Below are 21,599 nucleotides of genomic sequence, written 5' to 3' on the forward strand. Positions count from 1 at the left end.
TTTCCACACGGAGATGACGCCCGTTCGTCGTTTAACGTCGTCCACCACGCACGATGTGCGCTTACGCGTGGTGTAGCGGGGCGCGCGGAGCGCTCGTGCTCGAGCGCATCACCAGGTTCGTGGCGAGCACCGTTGACTCGCTCGCGTCCTCCGGCGTCGGGATGTCGAGATTGGCCAGCAGTGACATGACCGCCAGCCGGCCCTGACGGCGCGGATGCTGTTCGAGGGTGGTGAGCCGGAACATCTCAGCGTACGGATGCCCGTCGATACCAATGACCGAAAGCTCCGACGGCACCAGGATGCCGAGCTCCCGAGCCGCAACAATGAGCCCGATGGCGATCTCATCACTCGCAGCAAAGATGGCGGTGGGGCGGCGGCGAGGGTCGCCGAGTACGCTGCGGCCCATCTCGTACCCACCAGGGACCGTGAGCTCGCAGGCGTAAAACGCATCGTTCGTCGGCAGATCGGCGGCGTGCATGGCGGCCAGAAAACCGGAGAGCCGCTTGCTGTGCACGGCAAAGTCCATTTGTTCATCCTGGTTGCCGCCGATGTGCAGAATGTCGCGGTGCCCGAGGCTGAGCAGATGCTCGGTGGCGAGCCGGGCCGTGGCAACATCGTCGATCGCGATCGTATGTACTCCCCGGATCGCACCGCCGATACCCACCAGGGGCCGGCGCAGCCGGTGCAGATGATCAACCTCATCATCGCTGAGCTCGACTCCCACGGAGATCACGCCGTCAAAGCGCTTGCGAGCCAGAAAGTATTCGAAGACCCGGTCCCGCTCGGGTGAAGCGGATGGCAGGTTGTAGAGCGTCATGTCATAGCCCTGCTCGAGCAGGGCCTGTTCGATGCTCTCCAACACCTCGGCGAAGAACCATCTGCTGATGTAGGGGATGATCACGCCCACGCTTTTGGTGCGACCGGTCACGAGGCTCGCGGCGTTGGGTGACACGACATAACCGATGGTGCGTGCGGCGCTGACCACGCGCTCACGGGTCTCCTCGGAGACATAGCCCTTGCCGCTGAGGGCCCGACTGGCGGTGGCCTTGGCGACGCTGGCGAGCCGTGCGACATCCGCTATCGTGCTCATCTCAGCCTCCGTCCTTGGACCCGTTCAGCTCACAGTAGCCTTATTTGGGGCTGGCTGGAACCGGTTCCAGCAAATTCCTTGATTGAGGCGCGACCGCGGTGACGTTTTCGAGGCGTCAGGCTGACCTCGGCACCGATCTTTGCCATTCTGTTATGTAAATGGGCTTGCATACCGCGCGCAGGTCACGTAATTTATGGTGTGGAACCGGTTCCCGAGTTCCCGTACAAAATCCGCGCTCGTGGCCCAACCCCGCCTGCGCATCACAAATACTCAATGAGGAGATAAAAAGATGCGGTCTTCCTTTCACCGTCGCATTATCACGCCGGTCGCCATTGCGGCGATCGCCGGTCTGACGCTCGCCGGTTGCTCCGGTGGACCCGGATCCACCACGTCCGACGCCGGCGCGGCCGGAGACGGTGTCGTCACCGTCTACAGCACGATTGCGGACTTCGAGGCTGAACAGCTCGAAGAATCCTGGGCCGGCTGGGAAACAGAAAACAACATCGACATTCAGTACGAATTCTCGAAGGAATTCGAATCCCAAATCTCCATCCGTGCACAGGGCGGCAATCCCCCCGACATCGGAATCTTCCCGCAGCCCGGTCTCCTGGCCGACCTCGCCAGCCGCGGGTTCATCAAGCCAGCCCCGGCTGCGGTCGAAGCAAACGTCGACGAGTACTGGTCTGCCGACTGGAAGAAATACGGCACCGTCGACGACGTCTTCTACGGCGCGCCCTTCAAGGCCAACCTCAAGGGCTTCGTTTGGTACTCCCCGGCGAAGTTCGCGGAGTGGGGCGTTGAGGTTCCCGAAACCTACGACGAGATGGTGGCCCTCACCCAGACCATCCAGGAGAAGACCGGGGCGGCTCCCTGGTGCGCCGGATTCGGTTCCGGAGACGCCACGGGCTGGCCGGGAACCGACTGGGTCGAAGACCTCGTGCTGCGTCAGTCTGGAGAGGACGTCTACGACCAGTGGGTGGCCAACGAGATACCGTTCACGGACCCCGCCATCAAGGACGCCTTTGACGCTGTTGGTGAAATTCTGCTGAACCCCGCCTACGTGAACGCCGGCTTTGGTGACGTGAAGTCGATCAACAGCGTGCCGTTCGGTGACGTTGCAGCGCCCATCGTTGATGGCACGTGCGCCCTGACCCACCAGGCATCCTTCTTTGACGGCTTCCTTGCTGACGCGGGCGGCAATGTCGGACCGGATGCTGACATCTGGGCATTCATGACGCCGTCCATCGAAGCGGGTGGCCAGGCTGTTGTCGGTGGTGGCGAGATTGTCGGAGCATTTACCGATGACGCGGACACCCAGGCCGTTCAGGAGTATCTGTCGTCGCCGGAGTGGGCGAACAGCCTCGTCTCGATCGGTGGAGGCATCAGCGCCAACACAGGTGTTGACCCCGACCTTGTCGACAGCCCGATCCTGGCGGAATCGATCAGGATCCTTCAGGACCCCGACACGACCTTCCGCTTTGATGCCTCGGACCTGATGCCCGGCGCAGTCGGCGCGGGAACGTTCTTCAAGGGAATCGTCGAATGGATCAACGGCACGCCAACGGACGAGGTGCTCACCGGCATCGAGGCCGGCTGGCCGTCCAGCTAGGTCACAGTTCGTCCATTGAGCTCGCTCTGAATGGGGTGGGGGCCACCGAGAAACTCGGTGGCCCTCACCCGAGGGCGGGTGTACCGTAACGGTAAGTTTTTGCCTTGACCCGGGCGATTGCTAAGAGTCCGTCGTCGTACTCGAAAGGTTTCCATGTCCGCCTTCTTCGCCTGGCTGTCGCAATTGCCGCCACTCGCCCAGATTCCCATCGTCATTCTCGCTTTCGCCATCGTTGTCGGAGCGATTCTGTTCTTCGTGGAGATCGCGCCGCGCCCCGGCCGGGTGTACACGATCATTCGTCTTGCGGTCTGCGTACTTCTCCCGCTGCTGATTCTCACGCTGGCCGGTTCGTACCCGATCGCCATCGCTGTCGCGGCGGTGCTGGGCGGGGTGTTTTTCCTCATTGACTTCCGAGGGCGCAAAGGTGCGGGGTACCTTTTCCAGCTCGTGGGTTTTCTCGCTCCGGCTGTGCTCCTGCTCGCTGTCGGACTCATCATCCCCACGGTGCAAACCACCGTGCAGGCATTCCAAAACTCTCGAGGAACTGAGTTTGTCGGTTTTGAGAACTTCGCCTGGGTGTTTACCCAGCCGGAGAACGTGCGGATCATCGTCAACACCATTGTGTGGGTGCTCTTCGTCCCCACCGTGTCCACGATCGCCGGGCTCGCCTACGCCGTCTTCATCGACAAGAGCCGCGGCGAGAAGTACTTCAAGATCCTTGTCTTCATGCCCATGGCCATCTCCCTCGTGGGTGCGTCCATCATCTGGCGCTTTGTGTACACGGCTCGACCGGCTGACCAGGAGCAGATCGGTCTGCTCAACGCCATCGTGGTGGGCCTCGGCGGACAGCCGGTTGATTTTCTCGCCGTGTCGCCCTGGAACACTCTGTTCCTCATCGTCATCCTCATCTGGGTGCAGACCGGATTTGCCATGGTCGTTCTGTCCGCCGCCATCAAGGGCGTGCCGACCGAGCAGATGGAGGCCGCCGAGCTGGACGGCACCAACGCCTGGCAGCAGTTCATCAACGTAACGGTTCCCGGCATCCGCAGTGCACTGATCGTTGTGCTCACCACGATCTCCATCGTGTCGCTTAAGGTCTTCGATATCGTGCGCACCACAACCGCCGGCTCCAACGACACCAGCGTCATCGCCAACGAAATGTACACGCAGTTCAAGAACTTTGAGCAGGGACGTTCGGCGGCTTTTGCCCTGATCTTGTTTCTGCTGGTGCTCCCGATCGTGGTCTACAACGCACGCCAAATCAAGAAGCAGAGGGAGATCCGATGAGCGTCCTCATTCCCGGTCAGATTGCCGACCCGCAGACAAGTCGGCAGCTGCGCAAGGGCGAACGTCGGGCCGAGTCGGCAGCGCTCAAGAATACGAAGAGACGACTCACGAGCCGGGGCGCCACCATTGGTGCACTCATCATCGCCGTGCTCTGGTCGATCCCCACCCTCGGCCTCCTCATCTCGTCATTCCGTCCGGCTCAGGAAGTGCGCACCACCGGGTGGTGGTCCATCTTCGCGAACCCGGGTTTTACGCTCGACAACTACAGCGAGGCACTCGCTGCCGGTAACAGTCAGCTCAACCTCGCGGGTTCCTTCATTAATTCGCTGGCAATCACCCTGCCGGCCACGCTCATCCCACTCATGATCGCCAGCCTCGCAGCCTATGCCTTTGCCTGGGTCGATTTCCGAGGCAAGAACGTGCTGTTCATCGGCGTCTTCGCTTTGCAGATCGTTCCCATTCAGATGGCCCTCGTACCGCTGCTCCAGTTCTTCTCGGGCGGGACGATCTTCGGCTTTCCAGTGGTTCAATCGCTGGCGGCGGGAAGCGGGTACACCCAAGTGTGGATTGCGCACACCATGTTCGCCTTGCCGCTGGCCATCTACCTGCTGCACAACTTCATCTCGGAGATCCCGGGCGAGGTTATTGAAGCGGCGCGCGTGGACGGCGCCGGGCACGGACAGATTTTCCTGCGGATCGTCTTGCCGCTCACCATGCCGGCCATCGCCTCAATTGCCATCTTCCAGTTTCTCTGGGTGTGGAATGACCTGTTGGTTGCCCTCATCTTTGCGGACGGGGCCGTCGCCCCCATGACCAAGCTGCTGGCCGAACTTTCGGGAGCCCGAGGACAGGATTGGCACCTGCTCACAGCTGGCGCTTTCCTCTCGATTCTGGTTCCACTCATCGTGTTCTTCTCGCTTCAGCGCTTCTTCGTGCGCGGCCTGCTGGCCGGTTCCACGAAGGGGTAACACGCGCGCTGCAGCAAGCCGTGGCGCCCGGCTCGTGCACCCGTGGTGCGCGTGCCGGGCGCCGCTTCGTGCGCCCGGCCGGAGGCATCCGCCTGCCCCTCAAGCCTCGGTGTCAGAGGGTCGGTAGTGGAGCCTAGAGTTGGCGTATGAGTTCAATGCACGGAGGCTCGGGGCCCGCCTCGCAAGGGCAGCGTGGGCGCATCATGCGCGGAGATGTGGCCGGCCAGCGGGCCCGTAACGCCGAGGCGCCCACGGTCCCCAATCTTCTGCCCCGCATCATGGCGCTGTTTCAGCCGCACCGCGTTGCTCTCGCTATTACCGTGGTCCTGGTGCTTGTGGCCGCGGCGTTTTCGGTCGTGCCTCCGCTGCTCACCCAGCGTGCCTTCGACGAGGGACTGTTTCCGCCCGGCGGAACGCCGAACCTCTCCCGGTTGGCCACCCTCGTGGGGTTGATGCTGGTCATCTACGTGGTATCGGCCCTGCTCGGCGTCTGGCAGACCTGGCTGACCGCCAACGTGGGTAACAAGGTGATGGGCGCCATGCGCGTGCGCCTGTTTACACACCTGCAGTCGATGGAACTCAACTTTTTCACCAAAACAAAGACCGGCGTGATTCAGTCGCGGCTGCAGAACGACGTGGGCGGCGTGGCGAACGTGCTCACGAACACCGTGTCGAGCGTGCTCGGCAATGTGGTCACCGTTCTTGCGGCGTTTGTGGCGATGCTCCTGCTTAACTGGCAACTCACCATTGTGGCGCTGGTTCTCATGCCCGTGCTGGTGATTGCGCAGCGGCGCGTCGGCCAGGTGCGGGCGCGCATTGCGGCGAAGACCCAGGAGTCCCTCTCGGACATGACCGCAATCACCCAGGAAGCACTGAGCGTGTCGGGGATTCTGCTGTCGAAAAGCTTCACCCAGCAGCCCAACGAGATTGCACGCTACGCCAAGGAAAACGGCACCCAGATTCGGTTGCAGGTGAGCCAGACCATGAGCGGTCAGTGGTTCTTCGTGATGGTGAGCATCTTTCTGTCGAGCATTCCGGCCATCGTATATCTCGTGGCGGGCGCACTCGTGTTTAACGGAACGACCGACGTGACACCCGGCACCATCGTGGCCTTCACCACCGTGCAGGCCCGGCTGCTGTTTCCGCTGATGGGGCTGCTCCGGGTGGTGCTCGACCTGCAAACATCGCGGGCGCTCTTCGCGCGCATTTTTGAATACCTCGACTTCACTCCGGCTATTGCGGACAGTCCCACGGCCCGCACCGTCCCCACCAGCGGGCCCGCAGCCGGTCGGGTGGAATTTGCCGGGGTCACCTTCGCCTACCCGGATGCCACCGAGGCGTCGGTGCCCACGCTGGACAACGTGTCCTTCACGATCGAACCCGGACAGTTTGCGGCGTTTGTGGGGCCGTCGGGCGCCGGCAAAACCACGGTGTCCTACCTGATTCCCCGTTTTTACGAGGCGACGTCGGGAAGCGTGAAATTCTCCGGCATCGACGTGCGTGAACTCACCCAGCGGTCCCTCGTGTCCCGGATCGGTATTGTGAGCCAGGAAACCTATCTTTTTCACGCCACCATTGCTGAAAACCTGCGCTACGCCCGTCCCGAGGCAACCGACGCCGAGCTGGAGGCCGCGGCGCGCGCCGCGAATATCCACGAAACGATTGCCTCGTTCCCCGACAAGTACGACACCGTCGTGGGGGAGCGCGGCTATCGGCTCTCCGGCGGCGAAAAACAGCGCATTGCGATTGCACGGGTGCTGCTCAAAGACCCCCCGGTGCTCATTCTGGACGAGGCGACCAGCGCACTCGACTCCATCTCCGAGCATGTGGTGCAGCAGGCCCTCGACACGGCCAGCAACGGCCGCACGACGATCGCGATCGCACATCGGCTCTCCACTGTGCTGACTGCCGACGTGATCTTTGTCGTCGATGGTGGCCGCATCGTGGAGCACGGTACCCACGATCAGCTGCTCGCCCTCGGCGGCACGTACGCGAGCCTCTACTCCCGGCAGATTACGGCGTCACCGGCGAAGACGCATCCGCTCGGCTAGCTCCGTGCGGCGAGCATGTCGGTCATCAGATCGATTTCGCTCTGCTGGCTGGTGACCACCGCGTTCGCGAAGGCGAGCACCACCGAGTTGCTGCTGCGGTCCAGCACCGCGTCCGCCATCTCGATGGCACCCTTGTGGTGGGCAATCATGAGGGTGAGAAAGATGCGGTCGGCCTCGGTTCCGGATGCCGCCGTGAGCGCCGCAACCTGGGCGTCGGTGGCGAGACCCGGCATGGGTTCACCGGGCTGATGGGCGTCGGCGTGATCGTGGGCGCTGTCGGTGCGGCCCGGCCGAGTCATCCAGGTCATCGACGGCTCCGCCGACGCCTGACTCAGTCCCCAGACGCTCAACCACCCGAACATCTGCCCGGACTGTTGACCCTGCGTGGTGACGATGTCATACCCGAGCAGGCGAACGGCCTCGTCGGTCGATCGGTCACGGATCAGCACGCCGAGTTGCACACCCTGATCGTGGTGCACCTGCATGTCACGGGCGAAACCGGCCTCGGCGCTCGTGGAAACCGGCATCGAGTCGGCCAGGGTGCTCAGGCGCCCTACGGAGAACGCGGAGACGCCCACAATCACCGCGGTGACAAGCACCGCAATGAGAAGGGCCAGGCGGCCGCGATGCCGGACTTTCGGCTCCGCAGCGTCCGACATGAGTTAGGAGACCTTGCCGGGAGCGTCGATTGCACCGGAGCAGGATGCGCCGATCTCTGGCGCGGTGCCGCTCTTCCAATACTCCTGGAAGAACTCGGGAAGGCGAGGATCGTCGGCGTTCTCCAGCTGCAGCTGCGCATTCCACCCGCTCAGCACAATCGGGGCCGGTGAGTCCTCGAAGGGAGAGAGCACGACGAAGCTTGACGGCAACAGTGCCTTCACTGCGTCGAGTTCGTCGGCGCTGATCGAAGGATCGTACGTCACCCAGATGGCACCGTGCTCGAGCGAGTGCACGGCGTTCTCGTTGGGCACTGGCTGGTCATACACGCCGCAGTTCAGCCACGCGGGATTGTGCTCGCCGCCCACGGGCGGGGTCTGCTCGTAGGTGACGGCAGTCTCCACGTGTCCGTTGCCGTTATCGTACGTGAGCACACCCTCAATATCGGCGCCCGTGCCACCGCCCGCATAGTTTGGTGCTTGCGGAGTGAGCACAACCATGGTGACGACCAGACCGATCACGGCCACTCCACCCACAATGGCCGAGGTGATGCCGATGCGGCGGTTGCGTTTGGTGCGCTTCTCCTGAAGGTGAAACTTTTCGAGCTTTTTGGCCCGTTGGGCGGCGCGCTGCTCCTTCAGGGTGGCTTTGTTCGCGGGCGAGCCGGGCTGGGGCATGCGGGAGGCCTCTCATTGTGGAGCAATGTCCATCCGAAGGTATCAGCGTCACCCGGTGATCTTCTGTGTATGTACCCAGCCACACAGATAGAGTGGAGGCGTGCCTGTGCTTATCGCCTGTTCGTGTTGCTGCTGTATTCAGCCGACCCGTTGACCCGAGTCCCGCGTGTGCGGGGAGTTGGTGAAGCGGATGCCGAGGGTGCGCTTCTCAGGGCCCTCACGTGCGCCGTACCACCGCACCACCCACGTTTTTCGCTGTTCCGAGCATTCCGAGCATTCCGATGAAGGACACTCCATGAAGATCGCAAACACCATCCTTGACCTCATTGGCGACACTCCGCTGGTGAAATTGCACAAGGTTACTGGCGACATCCGCGCGACCGTGCTCGTGAAGCTGGAGTACCTCAACCCGGGTGGGTCCGCGAAGGACCGTATCGCGGTGCGCATCATTGACGCTGCCGAGCGCGACGGGTTCCTGCTGCCGGGCGGAACGATCGTTGAACCCACGAGCGGTAATACCGGAGTGGGCCTCGCCCTCGTGGCGCAGCAGCGCGGCTACAAGTGTGTTTTCGTTCTGCCCGACAAGGTGGGCGAGGACAAACGGAATGTGCTCACGGCGTACGGCGCCGAGATTGTCGTGACACCGACATCCGTTGCCCCCGACGACCCCGAGTCGTATTACAGTGTGTCGGACCGGCTGGCCCGGGAGATTCCGGGCGCGTTCAAGCCCAACCAGTACTTCAACCCCAACGGGCCGCTGAGCCACTACGAGACCACCGGCCCCGAAATTTGGCGCGACACCGACGGAACGATCACCCACTTCGTGGCGGGTGTGGGGACCGGCGGAACCATTTCGGGCACTGGCCGTTACCTGCGTGAGGTGTCTCAGGGCAGTGTGCGCATTGTGGGTGCCGACCCGGAAGGCTCGGTGTACTCCGGTGGCACCGGTCGGCCATATCTCGTGGAGGGTGTGGGCGAGGACTTCTGGCCCGGCGCCTACGACCCGACCGTGGTGCACGAGGTGATCGCAGTGAGCGATGCCGAGTCGTTCGCGATGACCCGCCGGCTGGCCCTCGAGGAGGGCATCTTGGTGGGTGGCTCCAGCGGAATGGCCGTCGTTGCCGCGCTGCGACTCGCGGAAACGCTCACCGAGACCGACACGGTGGTCGTGCTGCTACCCGACGGCGGACGCGGCTACCTCGGCAAGATCTTCAACGACGGGTGGATGCGTAGCTACGGCTTCACGAAAGCACCCACCGGTGACACGGTCGCCACCGTGCTGGCGGCGAAGACCGGCACGCTCCCGCCGTTCGTGTACGTGCACCCGAGCGATACGGTTCAGGACGCGATCGGCATGATGACGAGCCAGGGCGTGTCGCAGCTGCTCGTGCTCACCGCCAAGCCGCCCGTGGTGATGGGCGAGGTGCTCGGCGCCCTCGATGAGCGCGCGCTGATGGAACTCGTCTTCTCCGGTGCGGCCCAGCTCACCGACCCGGTTTCCAGCTTCGTCGGCGAATCCCTGCCCCTCATCGGCGTGAACGAGCCCGTGTCCACGGCTCACACATCCCTCGCCCACTCCGACGCAATGCTCGTCACCGACGGCGGCAAACCGCTCGGTGTGCTCACGCGTCACGACCTGCTCACATACCTGAGCGTCTAAATTTCCCCTATTCTCGTTAGGAACCCCAGTATGGCCAAGAAGCAAAAGTTTGACACCGTCGCGATTCACGCCGGTCAGGAATTTGATCCCTCCACCGGCGCGGTGATTCCGCCGATCTACCAGACCTCCACCTACGTGCAGGAGAGCATTGGCAACCTGCGCGGCGGCTACGAGTACAGCCGCGGCGGTAACCCCACGCGCACGTCGCTCGAGACGCTGCTCGCAGCGATCGAGGGAGGCAAGCACGGACTCTCCTTCGCGAGCGGACTCGCCGCGGAGGACACCCTGCTGCGGGCGATTCTGAAGCCCGGCGACCACATTGTGCTGGGCAACGACGCGTACGGCGGAACTCACCGGCTGATCGATCGGGTGCACGGTGCCTCAGGCATCCGCAACTCGGCCATTGATCTCTCCGACCTGCGCGCTGTTGAGAAGGCGATCATTCCCGGGGAGACGAAGATCCTGTGGATTGAGACCCCGAGCAACCCGCTCATGAAGATCAGCGACATTGCCGAGCTGGCCGACATCGGTCACCGGGCTGGCCTCGTCGTGGTTGTCGACAACACTTTTGCGTCTCCTGCCCTGCAGAACCCGCTGTCACTCGGCGCCGACGTGGTGGTGCACTCCACCACCAAGTACCTCGGCGGTCACTCGGACGTGCTTGGTGGCGCGCTGATCATCAACGACGACGAACTGGCCGAGAAGGTCACCTTCCTGCAGTTCGCGGTGGGCCCGGTGTCGGCGCCGATGGATGCCTGGCTCACGGTGCGCGGAATCAAGACTCTGGCCGTACGCATGGACCGCCACTGCAGCAACGCGCAGGCGATCGCCGAGTTCCTTGACGGCCACCCCGCCGTCGACACCGTGTACTACCCCGGCCTGCCGAATCACCCCGGCCACGAGCTCGCCAAGCAGCAGATGAGTGGCTTCGGCGGCATGATTTCCTTCTCGTTCAAGGGTGGGTCGAAGGCCGCGCGCAAGTTCTGCGAATCCACGCACCTCTTCCAGCTGGCAGAGTCCCTCGGCGGAGTGGAGTCACTCGTGAACTACCCGTCCGAGATGACGCACGCCTCGGTACGCGGCACCGACCTCGAGGTAGCCGACAACATCGTGCGTCTGTCGGTGGGCATCGAAGACGTGACCGACCTCCTCGCCGATGTGGAGGCCGCGCTGCCGCGTAAGTAGGTCGCCGCTGCCCGCCTGGCGCGAATCGCACCTTCCGGGGCACCCGGAGGGTGCAAACTCCGCTGGTGACCCGTCCGCGACGGCCCGCCACGGGCTCGGTGGCGCGAATCGCACCCTCCCGGTGTGCGCGACCGTGTGAAGGCCGCTGGTGACGGGACCGCGCCGTCCCGCCTCAGGCTGGGTGGCACCAATCGCACCCTCCGGGCGCCCGGAGGGTGCGAAGGCCGCCGATCGCGCCACGGGCGCAGGTGCGCCGGGCCGCCGCGGCCTAGGTGGAGCCAATCACACCCTCCCGGGCGCCCGGAAGGTGTGAAGGCCGCCGGCGACCCGGCTCGGCCGTGTCGGAACGGCGTGGGTGGCGCCAATCGCACCCTCCCGGTGTGCGGGACCGTGTAAAGGTCGCCGGGGAGGTGACCGCAGGGTCGGGACCCACACCGGCGTGGCGTCGCTTGCGCCTTTCGGGTGTTCGGGAGGGTGTTAAATCCGGTGTTGAGGGGACCGTGGGGTTGTCGGCTCAGGTTGGCGCGCCCGCCTCTGACCGCCAGGGCGCCGGCCCGCCGCAGCCCGAGTGGAGCCAATCGCACCTTCCGGGGCGACGGGAGGGTGTGAAGTCCGCCGGAGACCTGACTCGGCCGTGTCCGAACGGGCTGGGTGGCGTCGTTTGCGCCTTCCTGGGCGACGGGAGGGTGTGAAGTCCGCCGGGGAGGTTGCCACGGGGTCGGGACTGAGGGTGGGTGGCGTCGTTTGCACCTTCCGGGGCGACGGGAGGGTGTGAAGGGCGCGAGCGGGTGAGGGCTGCGGTGGCGCGCGGGTTAGGCGCGAGAGAACTCGGAGGCTCGCCTCACCTGGTCGGGGGTGGGACGCACGCCCGTGTAGAGCACAAACTGTTCCTCGGCCTGAACGGCTGCCACCTCTGCCCCGGTGATCACGGTCTTGCCCGCCGTTCGCGCCGCAACGATGAGCGGAGTCTCGGACGGCGAGGCCACCACATCGAAGACCCAGGTTGCCGCAGCGATTGCGGCGGCCGGGAACGATACATCCTGCGCCTCCGCGCCACCGGCCATACCCACCGGCGTCACGTTTACGATCAGACCGGCCTGCAACTCGCCCACCTCTGCTGCCCAGGCGTAGCCGTACAAGTCGGCCAGGGCTCGTCCCGTAACCTCGTTGCGGGCCACGATCGTGCCGTCGGTGAATCCCGCATCGCGCAGCGCCGCGGCCACCGCCTTGGCCATTCCGCCACTGCCTCGCAGGAGTACCGACAGCCCGGTGGGGACAGAGTGCTGGGCGAGAAGACGCTGAACCGCCGTGTAATCCGTGTTGTATGCCGTGAGGTGACCGTTGTCATTCACGATCGTGTTCACCGAGCTGATGGCTGACGCCGAGGCATCCATCTCGTCAACGAGCGCAATCACCTCTTCCTTGTAGGGCATCGACACGGCACAGCCACGGATGCCGAGACCACGCACGCCCGCAACGGCATGCTCAAGGTCGGTGGGGGCAAAAGCCTTGTACACAAAGTTCAGTCCAAGCTCGTCGTAGAGAAAATTGTGGAACCGGGTGCCGAGGTTGCTCGGGCGTGCCGCGAGCGAGATGCACAGGGTCATATCTTTGTTCAAAATAGGCATATGTCATTCTGGTCGTAAAAGTCTGTGGGTATGGTCGCCACATCGAAATCGTGCTGCGCGGGCTTCTCGGCGTGCCGCACACCGAAGAACGGATGCCGGCCATGGAATTCAGCGCGGCCCGCTTTCACCTTCACGGGTTGGCCTAATGCTGTGCATAATAGGGTTGCGTTCATATTTGTGACCGTGCACATACGAGCAAGGCCGGCCGTGACAACAGAGTCGCCTAGGGAACGCGCCCCGAGTATTCGGGATGTCGCGAAACTCGCCGACGTGTCGCATCAGACCGTCTCCCGGGTGCTCAACGACCACCCCAGCATCCGCGATTCTACCCGGGAGCGGGTGCTGGCCGCCATGGCAGAGCTCAGCTATCGGCCCAACCGTGCGGCGCGAGCGCTCGGGGCCGGACGCTCGCACACCATTGGTGTGCTGGCGGCGTCCAACGCCCAGTTCGGCCCGGCCAGCAGTATCTCGGCCATTGAAGATGCGGCGCGCGCGGCGGGGTACTACGTGATCACCGCTAATCTCAACGCGCTCGACCCGGACTCCATCCACGACGCCATCGACCACCTGATGAGCCAGTCGATTGAAGGGCTGGTGGTGGTGGCCCCGCAGGTGCGGGTGTTCGACGCGCTCACGCGCATGTCGATTCAGGTGCCGTACGTGAGTCTGCAATCCAGCACGGTCACCGGACCGACGGCGCTGTCGGTCGACCAGATCGAGGGGGCCAGGTTGGCGACCCGCCACCTGATCGATCTCGGTCACCGTGAGATTCTGCACCTGGCTGGACCGCAGGACTGGATCGAGGCCGAGGCGCGGATGCGTGGATTCCTCGACGAGATCGACCGCGCCGACCTGCGCACCCACCCCCCGATCCTTGGTGACTGGACCGCGGACTTTGGGTATTTTGCCGGTCGGGAGCTGACCTACAACCGAGACTTCACGGCTGTGTTCGCCGCGAACGACCAGATGGCGGTTGGGCTGCTGCACGCCTTCCGCGATTCAGGGGTCAGCGTGCCCGGGGACGTAAGTGTGGTGGGCTTTGATGACATTCCGTTGGCCGCGCATGTGTGGCCTCCGCTCACGACCGTGCACGAAAATTTCACCGAGATTGGTCGCCGTGCCGTGGCGCTTTTGTTGGGGGAGGTGCAGGGCACCAACGACTCCGTGGACACCCTGCAGACCCTGCCGCGCCTCGTGGTGCGGGAGTCAACCGGTCCAGCCCCCGGACGCCCGGGCTTGTTACCCAAGCGTTACTGAAGCTGGCTTGACACAGTGGCTGCTTTTCGCGCATTATTAGCTTCGATGTGAACGGTCACACTGACTGAAACACACCATTCCCCCATTCGCTCTCGCATGACATTGAGGTCAGGCACGTGTTCAAAAAACGTCAAACTGGCGGTACTATTCCCGCTGTGACGACCGGTACGACCGGCCGGTCGACACTCGTCGTCCTCGCCGGTCGCACGGGGGACCTCACATGAGCACCGGCGCAAGGAGCACAACGATGTCGACCCGCCCCACCATTCTGGAGATGCGCTCGATCACCAAGGAATTCCCCGGTGTGAAGGCCCTCTCCGACGTGTCGCTCACCGTGAAGGCGGCGGAGATCCACGCCATCTGCGGCGAGAACGGCGCCGGTAAGTCGACGCTCATGAAGGTGCTCTCGGGCGTCTACCCGTTTGGTACCTTTACCGGCGACATCATCTTTCAGGGTGCGCCGGTGCAGTTCAAAGACATTCGTGCGAGTGAAGCGGCCGGCATCGCCATCATTCACCAGGAGCTCGCGCTCATTCCGGAACTCTCCATCACGGAGAACATCTTCCTCGGCAACGAGATCGTGCGTCGCGGCGCTATCGACTGGCCCGCGTCCAAACGACGGGCGCTCGAACTGCTTGCCCGCGTGGGTTTGCGCGACGACCCGGACACCCTCATCAAGCACATCGGTGTGGGTAAGCAGCAGCTCGTGGAGATCGCCAAGGCGCTCAACAAAGACGTGAAGCTGCTCATCCTCGACGAGCCCACCGCAGCACTCAACGAGGCCGACTCGCAGCATCTGCTTGATTTGATTCGCGGCCTCAAGGGCAAGGGAATCAGCTCGATCATGATCTCCCACAAGCTCAACGAGATCGAACTCGTGGCCGACACCATCACCATCATCCGTGACGGCAAGACCATTGAGACCCTCGATATTCAGGCCGACGGCGTGAACGAGGATCGCATCATCCGCGGCATGGTTGGCCGCAGCCTCGAGAGCCGTTTTCCCGATCGCACCCCGCACATCGGTGAGGTGCTGTTCGAGGTGAAGGACTGGACCGTTCAGCACCCACAGAACCCCGAGCGCATGGTGGTCAAGGGCTCCAACCTCACCGTTCGTCGCGGCGAAATCGTGGGCATTGCGGGACTGATGGGCGCTGGCCGCACCGAACTGGCGATGAGCGTCTTCGGTCGCTCCTACGGCAACTTTCTTTCCGGACAGATGTTCATGAACGGCGAAGAGGTTGAGATTCGCAACGTATCGGAGGCCATCGACCACGGCCTCGCCTACGTGAGCGAGGACCGCAAGGCACTCGGACTCAATCTTCTTGACGACATCAAGCGCAGCGTTGTGTCGGCCAAGCTGTCCAAGATCTCTCGCGGCCCGGTCGTCGACGACGCTCAGGAATTCGCCATCGCGGAGCAGTACCGCAAGAGCCTGCGGATCAAGACGCCCAACGTCGATGCCGGTGTGGCAAAACTCTCCGGAGGAAACCAGCAGAAGGTCGTTTTGGCCAAGTGGATGTTCACCGATCCGGAGGTGCTCATTCTTGACGAGCCCACCCGTGGCATCGACGTGGGTGCGAAGTACGAGATCTACGGCATTATTCAGGGCCTTGCGGCGCAGGGTAAGGGTGTCATTCTGATTTCCTCCGAGCTGCCCGAGCTGCTGGGACTGGCCGATCGTATTTACACAATCTTTGAGGGCGCCATCACCGACTGCATAGACGGCAGCGTGGCGGATCCCGAAACCCTGATGAAGAGCATGACCTCCGCGAAGAAGAAAGTGCAGAGCACATGAGTACAGACACGAGTCCCAAAACGGGCGGCCTTCGAGACCTGAAGAAGATGTTTGGTGGCGGCTCCTCCAACCTGCGTCAGTTCGGTATCCTGTTCAGCCTGATCGGGATCATCGTCTTCTTTCAGATCGTGACGAACGGGCTCACGCTCTCTCCCGGCAACCTGATCAACCTGGTGAGCCAGTACTCCTACATTCTGATCCTCGCGATCGGCATGGTTCTGGTGATCATTGCCGGCCACATCGACCTCTCCGTCGGTTCAGTGGCTGCCTTCTCGGGCATCGTCGTGGCGACATCGATGCAGAGCTGGAACTTTCCGTGGCCGCTCGCCATCGTCTTCGGCCTCGTCGTCGGCGCCATGATCGGTGCCTGGCAAGGGTTCTGGGTGGCCTACATCGGTGTGCCAGCCTTCATCGTGACCCTCGCCGGTATGTTGATCTTCCGTGGAGGCAACCAGCTCATCGGTAACGCGAACACCGTTCCCGTGCCGAAAGGTTTCACGTTCATCGGTGCCGGCTACCTGCCTGAGGTAGGACCGGACTTCGGCTACAACAACCTCACCCTGCTCCTTGGTCTGCTGCTGGCGGCAGCAGTGGTGTGGGTCGAGCTGCGAGCCCGCCGAGTGCAGAAAGCCATGGGTTCGGAGACCGCGCCCCTCTGGGTGAGCATTCTCAAGATCGTGCTGCTGGACGGTGTGCTCATCTTCGCCACACTGCAGTTCGCCAGCGGACGCGTCGGAACAAGCTTCCCCATCTCGGGCATCATCCTGGGGCTGCTCGTGCTGCTGTACTCGTTCATCTCCCGCAACACGATCATGGGCCGGCACGTCTACGCGGTGGGTGGCAATAAGCTCGCGGCCGAACTGTCGGGCGTGAAGTCGCGCCGCGTCAACTTCCTCGTGATGATGAACATGTCGGTTCTCGCGTCCCTGGCCGGAATGATCTTCGTGGCTCGGTCTCAGGCCTCCGGCCCTCAGGACGGACTCAGCTGGGAGCTCGACGCGATCGCTGCCGTGTTCATTGGTGGCGCTGCGGTCTCGGGTGGAATCGGCACCGTGATCGGGTCGATCATTGGTGGTCTCGTGATGGCCGTGCTCAACAACGGTCTCCAGCTTCTGGGCGTGGGTTCCGACCTCGTGCAGATCATCAAGGGCCTCGTGCTCCTCGTGGCCGTGGGTGTGGACGTGTGGAATAAGAGCCAGGGGCGACCATCCCTCATCGGCTTCCTCACCCGCAATCGCAAGTCCTCGGAGTTTCCGCCCGCGCCGCCGGCCGTGAGGCCCGACATCGGCACACCTGACAGTGCGCGACCTGCTGACCTGTCCAGCTAACCCTTTTCGCCGGTGGTGTGTGCTTTGCACGCCACAGGTTTCTCCCTAGCAACATTCCGCACGACCTCAACGAATAGAAAGTGATTGACATGCGAAAGCGAATTATCCTCACTACAGCGATCGCCGCTGTAGCGCTCATGGCCCTGTCTGGCTGCGCCGGTGGGCGTGCCGACACTGCAAGCACTGACGCTGCAGCAGGGTTCCCGGCCGACTCCACGATCGGTGTTGCGCTCCCGTCGAAGACCTCCGAAAACTGGGTTCTCGCCGGTGGCCTGTTTGAAGACGGCCTCAAGGAGGCTGGCTTCACGGGCGACGTGCAGTACGCCGGTGCCTCCACCACGGTGAAGGACCAGCAGGACCAGATCTCGGCGATGGTGACCAACGGTGCCAAGGTCATCATCATCGGTGCCGCCGATGGTGGTCAGCTTGCCACCCAGGTGCAGGCGGCCCAGGACGCCGGCGCTGTCGTTATCGCCTACGACCGCCTCATTCTGAACACCGAGGCAGTGGACTACTACGTTGCGTACGACAACTTCAAGGTGGGTGAGTTGCAGGGCCAGGCGCTTCTCGATGGACTTGCCACGAAGAAGGCCAACGGACCGTACAACATCGAACTGTTTTCCGGTTCTTCGGATGACGCCAACTCGGCCGTGTTCTTCGACGGTGCCATGAGCGTGCTGCAGCCGAAGATCGATGACGGAACCCTCGTCGTGGCATCGGGTCAGACCGACATCAAGCAGACGGCTACCGCCGGCTGGAAGGCGGAGAACGCACAGAACCGCATGGACGCCCTGCTGACCAGCACCTACGGCACTATCGCCCTCGATGGCGTGCTGTCCCCGAACGACACGTTGGCCCGCGCCATCATCACCTCTGTGAAGGGTGCTGGCAAGGACATCCCCATCGTGACCGGTCAGGACTCCGAAGCAGAGTCGGTCAAGTCGATCATGGCGGGCGAGCAGTACTCCACCATCAACAAGGACACCCGTGTTCTCGTTGCTCAGGCCATCGCTATGGCCGAGGCCCTGCAGAAGGGTGAGACCGTCGAGGTCAACGACACCACGTCGTACGACAACGGCGCCAAGATTGTTCCGGCCTACCTGCTTCCCCCGGTGATCGTCACCCAGGAGAACGCAGCCGAGGCATACGCGAACGACCCGGTGCTGGCCCCGCTCACCGAGTAACACCGCTCACACGTAGTACCGCTCACAAGTAATACAGGCAAGGGGTCGGCCCGACAGGGTCGGCCCCTTCTGCTGTGCCCTGGAGCGGCGACCATGCGACACGCCGATCGGATTTCCACAGGTTATTTTCTGCCTTGCTCGGGGCCTGTGGATAAGTCGTGGTTGGCCCGCCTAATCAGGCGCTTTCTGCGCCCTGGCCTGTGGGTAACTCCGTGGAATGTCGGTGGATAACTACATAATTGTAATTACCTCATCTAGTGGCCATTCCGATTTCCGATCACTACATGTAGTATTGAGAGAGTGGTGGGGCACTAGAGAAGGACGAAAGTTTCCCTCAATTTTGTACAACTCGCCCGCACATCAGTGAATAAAGAGAAAGGCCATCTGCAATGGCAATTACGGTCTACACCAAGCCCTCCTGCGTACAGTGCACCGCGACGTACCGCGCCCTGGACAGCAAGGGCATCGAGTACGAAGTTCTCGACCTCTCGGTTGATGAGAACGCGCTCGAAGCGGTCAAGGCTCTCGGTTACCTGCAGGCACCCGTGGTCATCACCGACGAAGAGCACTGGTCGGGCTTTCGCCCCGACAAGATCAACGCGCTCGCTGCTCGCCTCGCGTAGTACGTTCGCCTCAATGGCCGCGGGAGGTGCACGATGACAGATCTGGTGTACTTTTCCAGCGTCTCAGGTAACACGCATCGTTTCATTGAGAAGCTCGGTCGCCCCGCAACGCGCATACCGCTTTACGCCAGTGATACCGCCCTCACCGTTACGAAGCCCTACGTTCTCTGCCTCCCCACCTACGGTGGCGGGAGTGAAGGTGGGGCTGTTCCCAAGCAGGTCATTCGTTTTCTGAATGACTCGCACAATCGGTCTCTGATCCGCGGCGTCATCGGTGCCGGAAACACAAACTTTGGTGAGACGTTCTGTCTCGCAGGGGACATCATCGCAGCCAAGTGCTCGGTCCCCCACCTGTATCGCTTTGAAGTATTTGGAACACCGGATGATGTACGCATCGTTCACGACGGATTGGAAGAATTTTGGAAACTACAGCCGTGAAGATCACGCCAGTAGAAGCGCCGATCATGGATTATCACTCGCTCAACGCCATGCTCAACCTGTACGGACCGAACGGTGAGATTCAGTTCGAGAAGGACCAGGAAGCAGCGCGCGAGTTCTTCCTGCAGCACGTGAACCAGAACACCGTCTTCTTCCACAGCCTGCGTGAGCGGTTGGACTACCTCGTGGAGAAGCAGTACTACGAGCAGGCCGTGCTCGACCAGTACAACTTCGAATTCATCGAGAGCCTCAACAACCTCGCCTACTCAAAGAAGTTCCGATTCAAGAGCTTCCTGGGTGCGTTCAAGTACTACACCTCGTACACGCTCAAAACCTTTGACGGCAACCGTTACCTGGAGCGCTTCGAAGACCGCGTGGTCATGACCGCCCTCGGCCTGGCGCAGGGTGATGAGAAGCTCGCCGTGGCTCTGGTTGAAGAGATCATCGCCGGACGTTTTCAGCCGGCCACCCCCACGTTCCTCAACTCGGGCAAAGCCCAGCGAGGCGAGCTCGTCTCCTGCTTCCTGCTTCGCATCGAAGACAACATGGAGTCCATCTCTCGCGGCATCAACTCGTCGCTTCAGCTGTCGAAGCGTGGCGGCGGCGTAGCGTTGCTGCTCAGCAACATCCGCGAATCGGGCGCGCCCATTAAGCAGATCGAGAACCAGTCGAGCGGAATCATCCCCGTGATGAAGTTGCTGGAAGACTCCTTCAGCTACGCCAACCAGCTGGGTGCTCGTCAGGGCGCCGGCGCGGTCTACCTGCACGCGCACCACCCCGACATCATGCGATTCCTCGACACCAAGCGTGAGAACGCCGATGAGAAGATCCGCATCAAGACGCTGTCTCTCGGCGTGGTTGTGCCCGACATCACCTTCGATCTCGCCAAGAAGGGAGAGGACATGTACCTGTTCTCGCCCTACGACGTGGAGCGCGAATACGGCGTGCCGTTTGCCGACATCTCGGTGAGCGAGAAGTACTACGAGATGGTCGACAATCCCCGCATCAAGAAGTCGAAGATGAAGGCGCGTGACTTCTTCCAGACGCTGGCGGAGATTCAGTTCGAGTCGGGCTACCCGTACATCATGTTCGAAGACACCGTGAATGCGGCGAACCCGATCAAGGGCCGCATCAACATGTCGAACCTGTGCTCCGAGATTCTGCAGGTGAACACGCCCACCACCTACAACGAAGACCTCTCGTACAACCAGATTGGCAAGGACATCTCCTGCAACCTGGGGTCGATGAACATCGCCCTGGCCATGGATGCCCCGGACTTCGGTCGCACGGTCGACACTGCCATTCGTGGTCTGAGCTCGGTCTCGGACCAGAGCCACATCGCATCCGTCCGTTCCATTGAAGACGGTAACGACCGCTCGCACGCCATCGGCCTCGGCCAGATGAACCTGCACGGCTACTTGGCCCGTGAGCGCGTGTACTACGGCAGCGAAGAGGGAATCGACTTCACCAACATCTACTTCTACACGGTGCTGTTCCACGCCCTGCGTGCCTCAAACGCCATCGCGATTGAGCGTGGCCACACGTTTGAGGGGTTCGAGAACTCCACCTACGCCTCGGGCACATTCTTCGACAAGTACACCGACCAGGTGTGGGAGCCGTCCACCGTTCGCGGTGCCGAGCTGTTCGCGCAGTCGGCCGTGGAGATCCCGACGCAGGCCGACTGGGCGCTGCTGAAGGCATCCGTCATGGAGCACGGTATCTACAACCAGAACCTGCAGGCCGTGCCGCCCACCGGGTCGATCTCCTACATCAACAACTCCACCGCATCGATCCACCCGATCGCCGCAAAGATCGAAATTCGCAAGGAAGGCAAGCTGGGCCGCGTGTACTACCCGGCTCCGTTCATGACGAATGACAACCTGGACTACTACCAGGATGCCTACGAGATCGGTGCCGAGAAGGTTATTGACACGTACGCCGCGGCGACACAGCACGTGGACCAGGGCCTCTCGCTCACCCTGTTCTTCAAGGACACCGCCACCACGCGCGACATCAACAAGGCGCAGATCTACGCGTGGAAAAAGGGCATCAAGACCATTTACTACATCCGCCTGCGCCAGATGGCGCTCGAGGGAACCGAAGTAGAGGGCTGCGTGTCCTGCGCACTCTAACCCTGCTCAATCTCGACATGCGCGGTC

General features: G+C 62.4%; 17 protein-coding genes. 13 read left to right on the forward strand and 4 right to left on the reverse strand.

Going from position 1 to position 21,599, the window contains the following annotated elements; translation table 11 throughout:
- Positions 1 to 61: 61 nt before the first annotated feature.
- Positions 62 to 1,090: a LacI family DNA-binding transcriptional regulator gene (locus H4V99_RS02270; protein ID WP_280675134.1), complete on the reverse strand. Its 1,029-nt coding sequence runs from the start codon at positions 1,088 to 1,090 to the stop codon at positions 62 to 64.
- 289 nt (positions 1,091 to 1,379) lie between these two features.
- Between H4V99_RS02270 and H4V99_RS02275 the strand changes: the two genes are divergently transcribed.
- The 4 genes from H4V99_RS02275 (at position 1,380) to H4V99_RS02290 (ending at position 7,005) form a co-directional block, all read left to right on the forward strand.
- Entirely contained in the window at positions 1,380 to 2,699 is a 1,320-nt protein-coding gene (locus H4V99_RS02275) for an ABC transporter substrate-binding protein (protein WP_280675135.1), read from the forward strand.
- A 153-nt stretch (positions 2,700 to 2,852) separates the two neighbouring features.
- Positions 2,853 to 3,986, forward strand: a complete 1,134-nt coding sequence (locus H4V99_RS02280; RefSeq protein ID WP_280675136.1) for a sugar ABC transporter permease — start codon at positions 2,853 to 2,855, stop codon at positions 3,984 to 3,986.
- Entirely contained in the window at positions 3,983 to 4,954 is a 972-nt protein-coding gene (locus H4V99_RS02285; protein WP_280675137.1) for a carbohydrate ABC transporter permease, read from the forward strand. Before H4V99_RS02280 ends, H4V99_RS02285 begins: the two co-directional genes overlap by 4 nt.
- Positions 4,955 to 5,100: 146 nt before the next feature.
- Positions 5,101 to 7,005: an ABC transporter ATP-binding protein gene (locus tag H4V99_RS02290; protein WP_280675138.1), complete on the forward strand. Its 1,905-nt coding sequence runs from the start codon at positions 5,101 to 5,103 to the stop codon at positions 7,003 to 7,005.
- Here H4V99_RS02290 and H4V99_RS02295 read toward each other — a convergent pair.
- Positions 7,002 to 7,664: a DUF305 domain-containing protein gene (locus H4V99_RS02295; RefSeq protein WP_280675139.1), complete on the reverse strand. Its 663-nt coding sequence runs from the start codon at positions 7,662 to 7,664 to the stop codon at positions 7,002 to 7,004. The two genes, H4V99_RS02290 and H4V99_RS02295, sit on opposite strands and share 4 nt — an antisense overlap.
- 3 nt (positions 7,665 to 7,667) lie before the next feature.
- Positions 7,668 to 8,339, reverse strand: a complete 672-nt coding sequence (locus H4V99_RS02300; protein ID WP_280675140.1) for a DUF3105 domain-containing protein — start codon at positions 8,337 to 8,339, stop codon at positions 7,668 to 7,670.
- A gap of 295 nt (positions 8,340 to 8,634) precedes the next feature.
- Between H4V99_RS02300 and H4V99_RS02305 the strand changes: the two genes are divergently transcribed.
- Together H4V99_RS02305 and H4V99_RS02310 are read left to right on the forward strand one after the other, a co-directional pair.
- Positions 8,635 to 9,999: a cystathionine beta-synthase gene (locus tag H4V99_RS02305; RefSeq protein WP_280675141.1), complete on the forward strand. Its 1,365-nt coding sequence runs from the start codon at positions 8,635 to 8,637 to the stop codon at positions 9,997 to 9,999.
- A 30-nt stretch (positions 10,000 to 10,029) separates the two neighbouring features.
- Entirely contained in the window at positions 10,030 to 11,184 is a 1,155-nt protein-coding gene (locus H4V99_RS02310) for a cystathionine gamma-synthase (protein ID WP_280675142.1), read from the forward strand.
- An 812-nt stretch (positions 11,185 to 11,996) separates the two neighbouring features.
- Here the strand turns inward: H4V99_RS02310 and H4V99_RS02315 are convergent.
- Positions 11,997 to 12,812: a shikimate 5-dehydrogenase gene (locus H4V99_RS02315; protein ID WP_280675143.1), complete on the reverse strand. Its 816-nt coding sequence runs from the start codon at positions 12,810 to 12,812 to the stop codon at positions 11,997 to 11,999.
- A gap of 207 nt (positions 12,813 to 13,019) precedes the next feature.
- Between H4V99_RS02315 and H4V99_RS02320 the strand changes: the two genes are divergently transcribed.
- The 7 genes from H4V99_RS02320 (at position 13,020) to nrdE (ending at position 21,572) form a co-directional block, all read left to right on the forward strand.
- Positions 13,020 to 14,069, forward strand: a complete 1,050-nt coding sequence (locus H4V99_RS02320) for a LacI family DNA-binding transcriptional regulator (protein WP_280675145.1) — start codon at positions 13,020 to 13,022, stop codon at positions 14,067 to 14,069.
- A 247-nt stretch (positions 14,070 to 14,316) separates the two neighbouring features.
- Positions 14,317 to 15,867, forward strand: a complete 1,551-nt coding sequence (mmsA, locus tag H4V99_RS02325) for a multiple monosaccharide ABC transporter ATP-binding protein (RefSeq protein ID WP_280675147.1) — start codon at positions 14,317 to 14,319, stop codon at positions 15,865 to 15,867.
- A complete protein-coding gene (mmsB, locus tag H4V99_RS02330; RefSeq protein WP_280675149.1) occupies positions 15,864 to 17,195 on the forward strand; it encodes a multiple monosaccharide ABC transporter permease in 1,332 nt (443 codons plus the stop codon). Before mmsA ends, mmsB begins: the two co-directional genes overlap by 4 nt.
- A gap of 89 nt (positions 17,196 to 17,284) precedes the next feature.
- Positions 17,285 to 18,379: a sugar-binding protein gene (locus H4V99_RS02335; protein ID WP_280675151.1), complete on the forward strand. Its 1,095-nt coding sequence runs from the start codon at positions 17,285 to 17,287 to the stop codon at positions 18,377 to 18,379.
- A 389-nt stretch (positions 18,380 to 18,768) separates the two neighbouring features.
- Positions 18,769 to 19,002, forward strand: a complete 234-nt coding sequence (gene nrdH / locus H4V99_RS02340) for a glutaredoxin-like protein NrdH (RefSeq protein ID WP_280675152.1) — start codon at positions 18,769 to 18,771, stop codon at positions 19,000 to 19,002.
- 33 nt (positions 19,003 to 19,035) lie between these two features.
- Complete coding sequence (gene nrdI / locus H4V99_RS02345; RefSeq protein WP_280675154.1) at positions 19,036 to 19,440, forward strand: class Ib ribonucleoside-diphosphate reductase assembly flavoprotein NrdI; 405 nt, start codon at positions 19,036 to 19,038, stop codon at positions 19,438 to 19,440.
- Positions 19,441 to 19,466: 26 nt separating this feature from the next.
- Entirely contained in the window at positions 19,467 to 21,572 is a 2,106-nt protein-coding gene (gene nrdE / locus H4V99_RS02350; protein WP_280679907.1) for a class 1b ribonucleoside-diphosphate reductase subunit alpha, read from the forward strand.
- Positions 21,573 to 21,599 lie beyond the last annotated feature (27 nt).

It is taken from the genome of Cryobacterium sp. CG_9.6 (assembly GCF_029893365.1).
Taxonomy (GTDB): domain Bacteria; phylum Actinomycetota; class Actinomycetes; order Actinomycetales; family Microbacteriaceae; genus Cryobacterium.

Excerpts from the sequence above, each read along its gene's own strand:
- H4V99_RS02290 (WP_280675138.1), top strand. The coding sequence starts at position 5,101 with ATGAGTTCAATGCACGGAGGCTCGGGGCCCGCCTCGCAAGGGCAGCGT.
- H4V99_RS02275 (WP_280675135.1), top strand. The coding sequence starts at position 1,380 with ATGCGGTCTTCCTTTCACCGTCGCATTATCACGCCGGTCGCCATTGCG.
- H4V99_RS02280 (WP_280675136.1), top strand. The coding sequence starts at position 2,853 with ATGTCCGCCTTCTTCGCCTGGCTGTCGCAATTGCCGCCACTCGCCCAG.
- H4V99_RS02310 (WP_280675142.1), top strand. The coding sequence starts at position 10,030 with ATGGCCAAGAAGCAAAAGTTTGACACCGTCGCGATTCACGCCGGTCAG.
- H4V99_RS02335 (WP_280675151.1), top strand. The coding sequence starts at position 17,285 with ATGCGAAAGCGAATTATCCTCACTACAGCGATCGCCGCTGTAGCGCTC.
- mmsB (WP_280675149.1), top strand. The coding sequence starts at position 15,864 with ATGAGTACAGACACGAGTCCCAAAACGGGCGGCCTTCGAGACCTGAAG.
- H4V99_RS02305 (WP_280675141.1), top strand. The coding sequence starts at position 8,635 with ATGAAGATCGCAAACACCATCCTTGACCTCATTGGCGACACTCCGCTG.
- H4V99_RS02285 (WP_280675137.1), top strand. The coding sequence starts at position 3,983 with ATGAGCGTCCTCATTCCCGGTCAGATTGCCGACCCGCAGACAAGTCGG.
- nrdI (WP_280675154.1), top strand. The coding sequence starts at position 19,036 with ATGACAGATCTGGTGTACTTTTCCAGCGTCTCAGGTAACACGCATCGT.
- nrdH (WP_280675152.1), top strand. The coding sequence starts at position 18,769 with ATGGCAATTACGGTCTACACCAAGCCCTCCTGCGTACAGTGCACCGCG.
- nrdE (WP_280679907.1), top strand. The coding sequence starts at position 19,467 with ATGGATTATCACTCGCTCAACGCCATGCTCAACCTGTACGGACCGAAC.
- H4V99_RS02315 (WP_280675143.1), bottom strand. The coding sequence starts at position 12,812 with ATGCCTATTTTGAACAAAGATATGACCCTGTGCATCTCGCTCGCGGCA.
- mmsA (WP_280675147.1), top strand. The coding sequence starts at position 14,317 with ATGTCGACCCGCCCCACCATTCTGGAGATGCGCTCGATCACCAAGGAA.
- H4V99_RS02295 (WP_280675139.1), bottom strand. The coding sequence starts at position 7,664 with ATGTCGGACGCTGCGGAGCCGAAAGTCCGGCATCGCGGCCGCCTGGCC.
- H4V99_RS02270 (WP_280675134.1), bottom strand. The coding sequence starts at position 1,090 with ATGAGCACGATAGCGGATGTCGCACGGCTCGCCAGCGTCGCCAAGGCC.
- H4V99_RS02300 (WP_280675140.1), bottom strand. The coding sequence starts at position 8,339 with ATGCCCCAGCCCGGCTCGCCCGCGAACAAAGCCACCCTGAAGGAGCAG.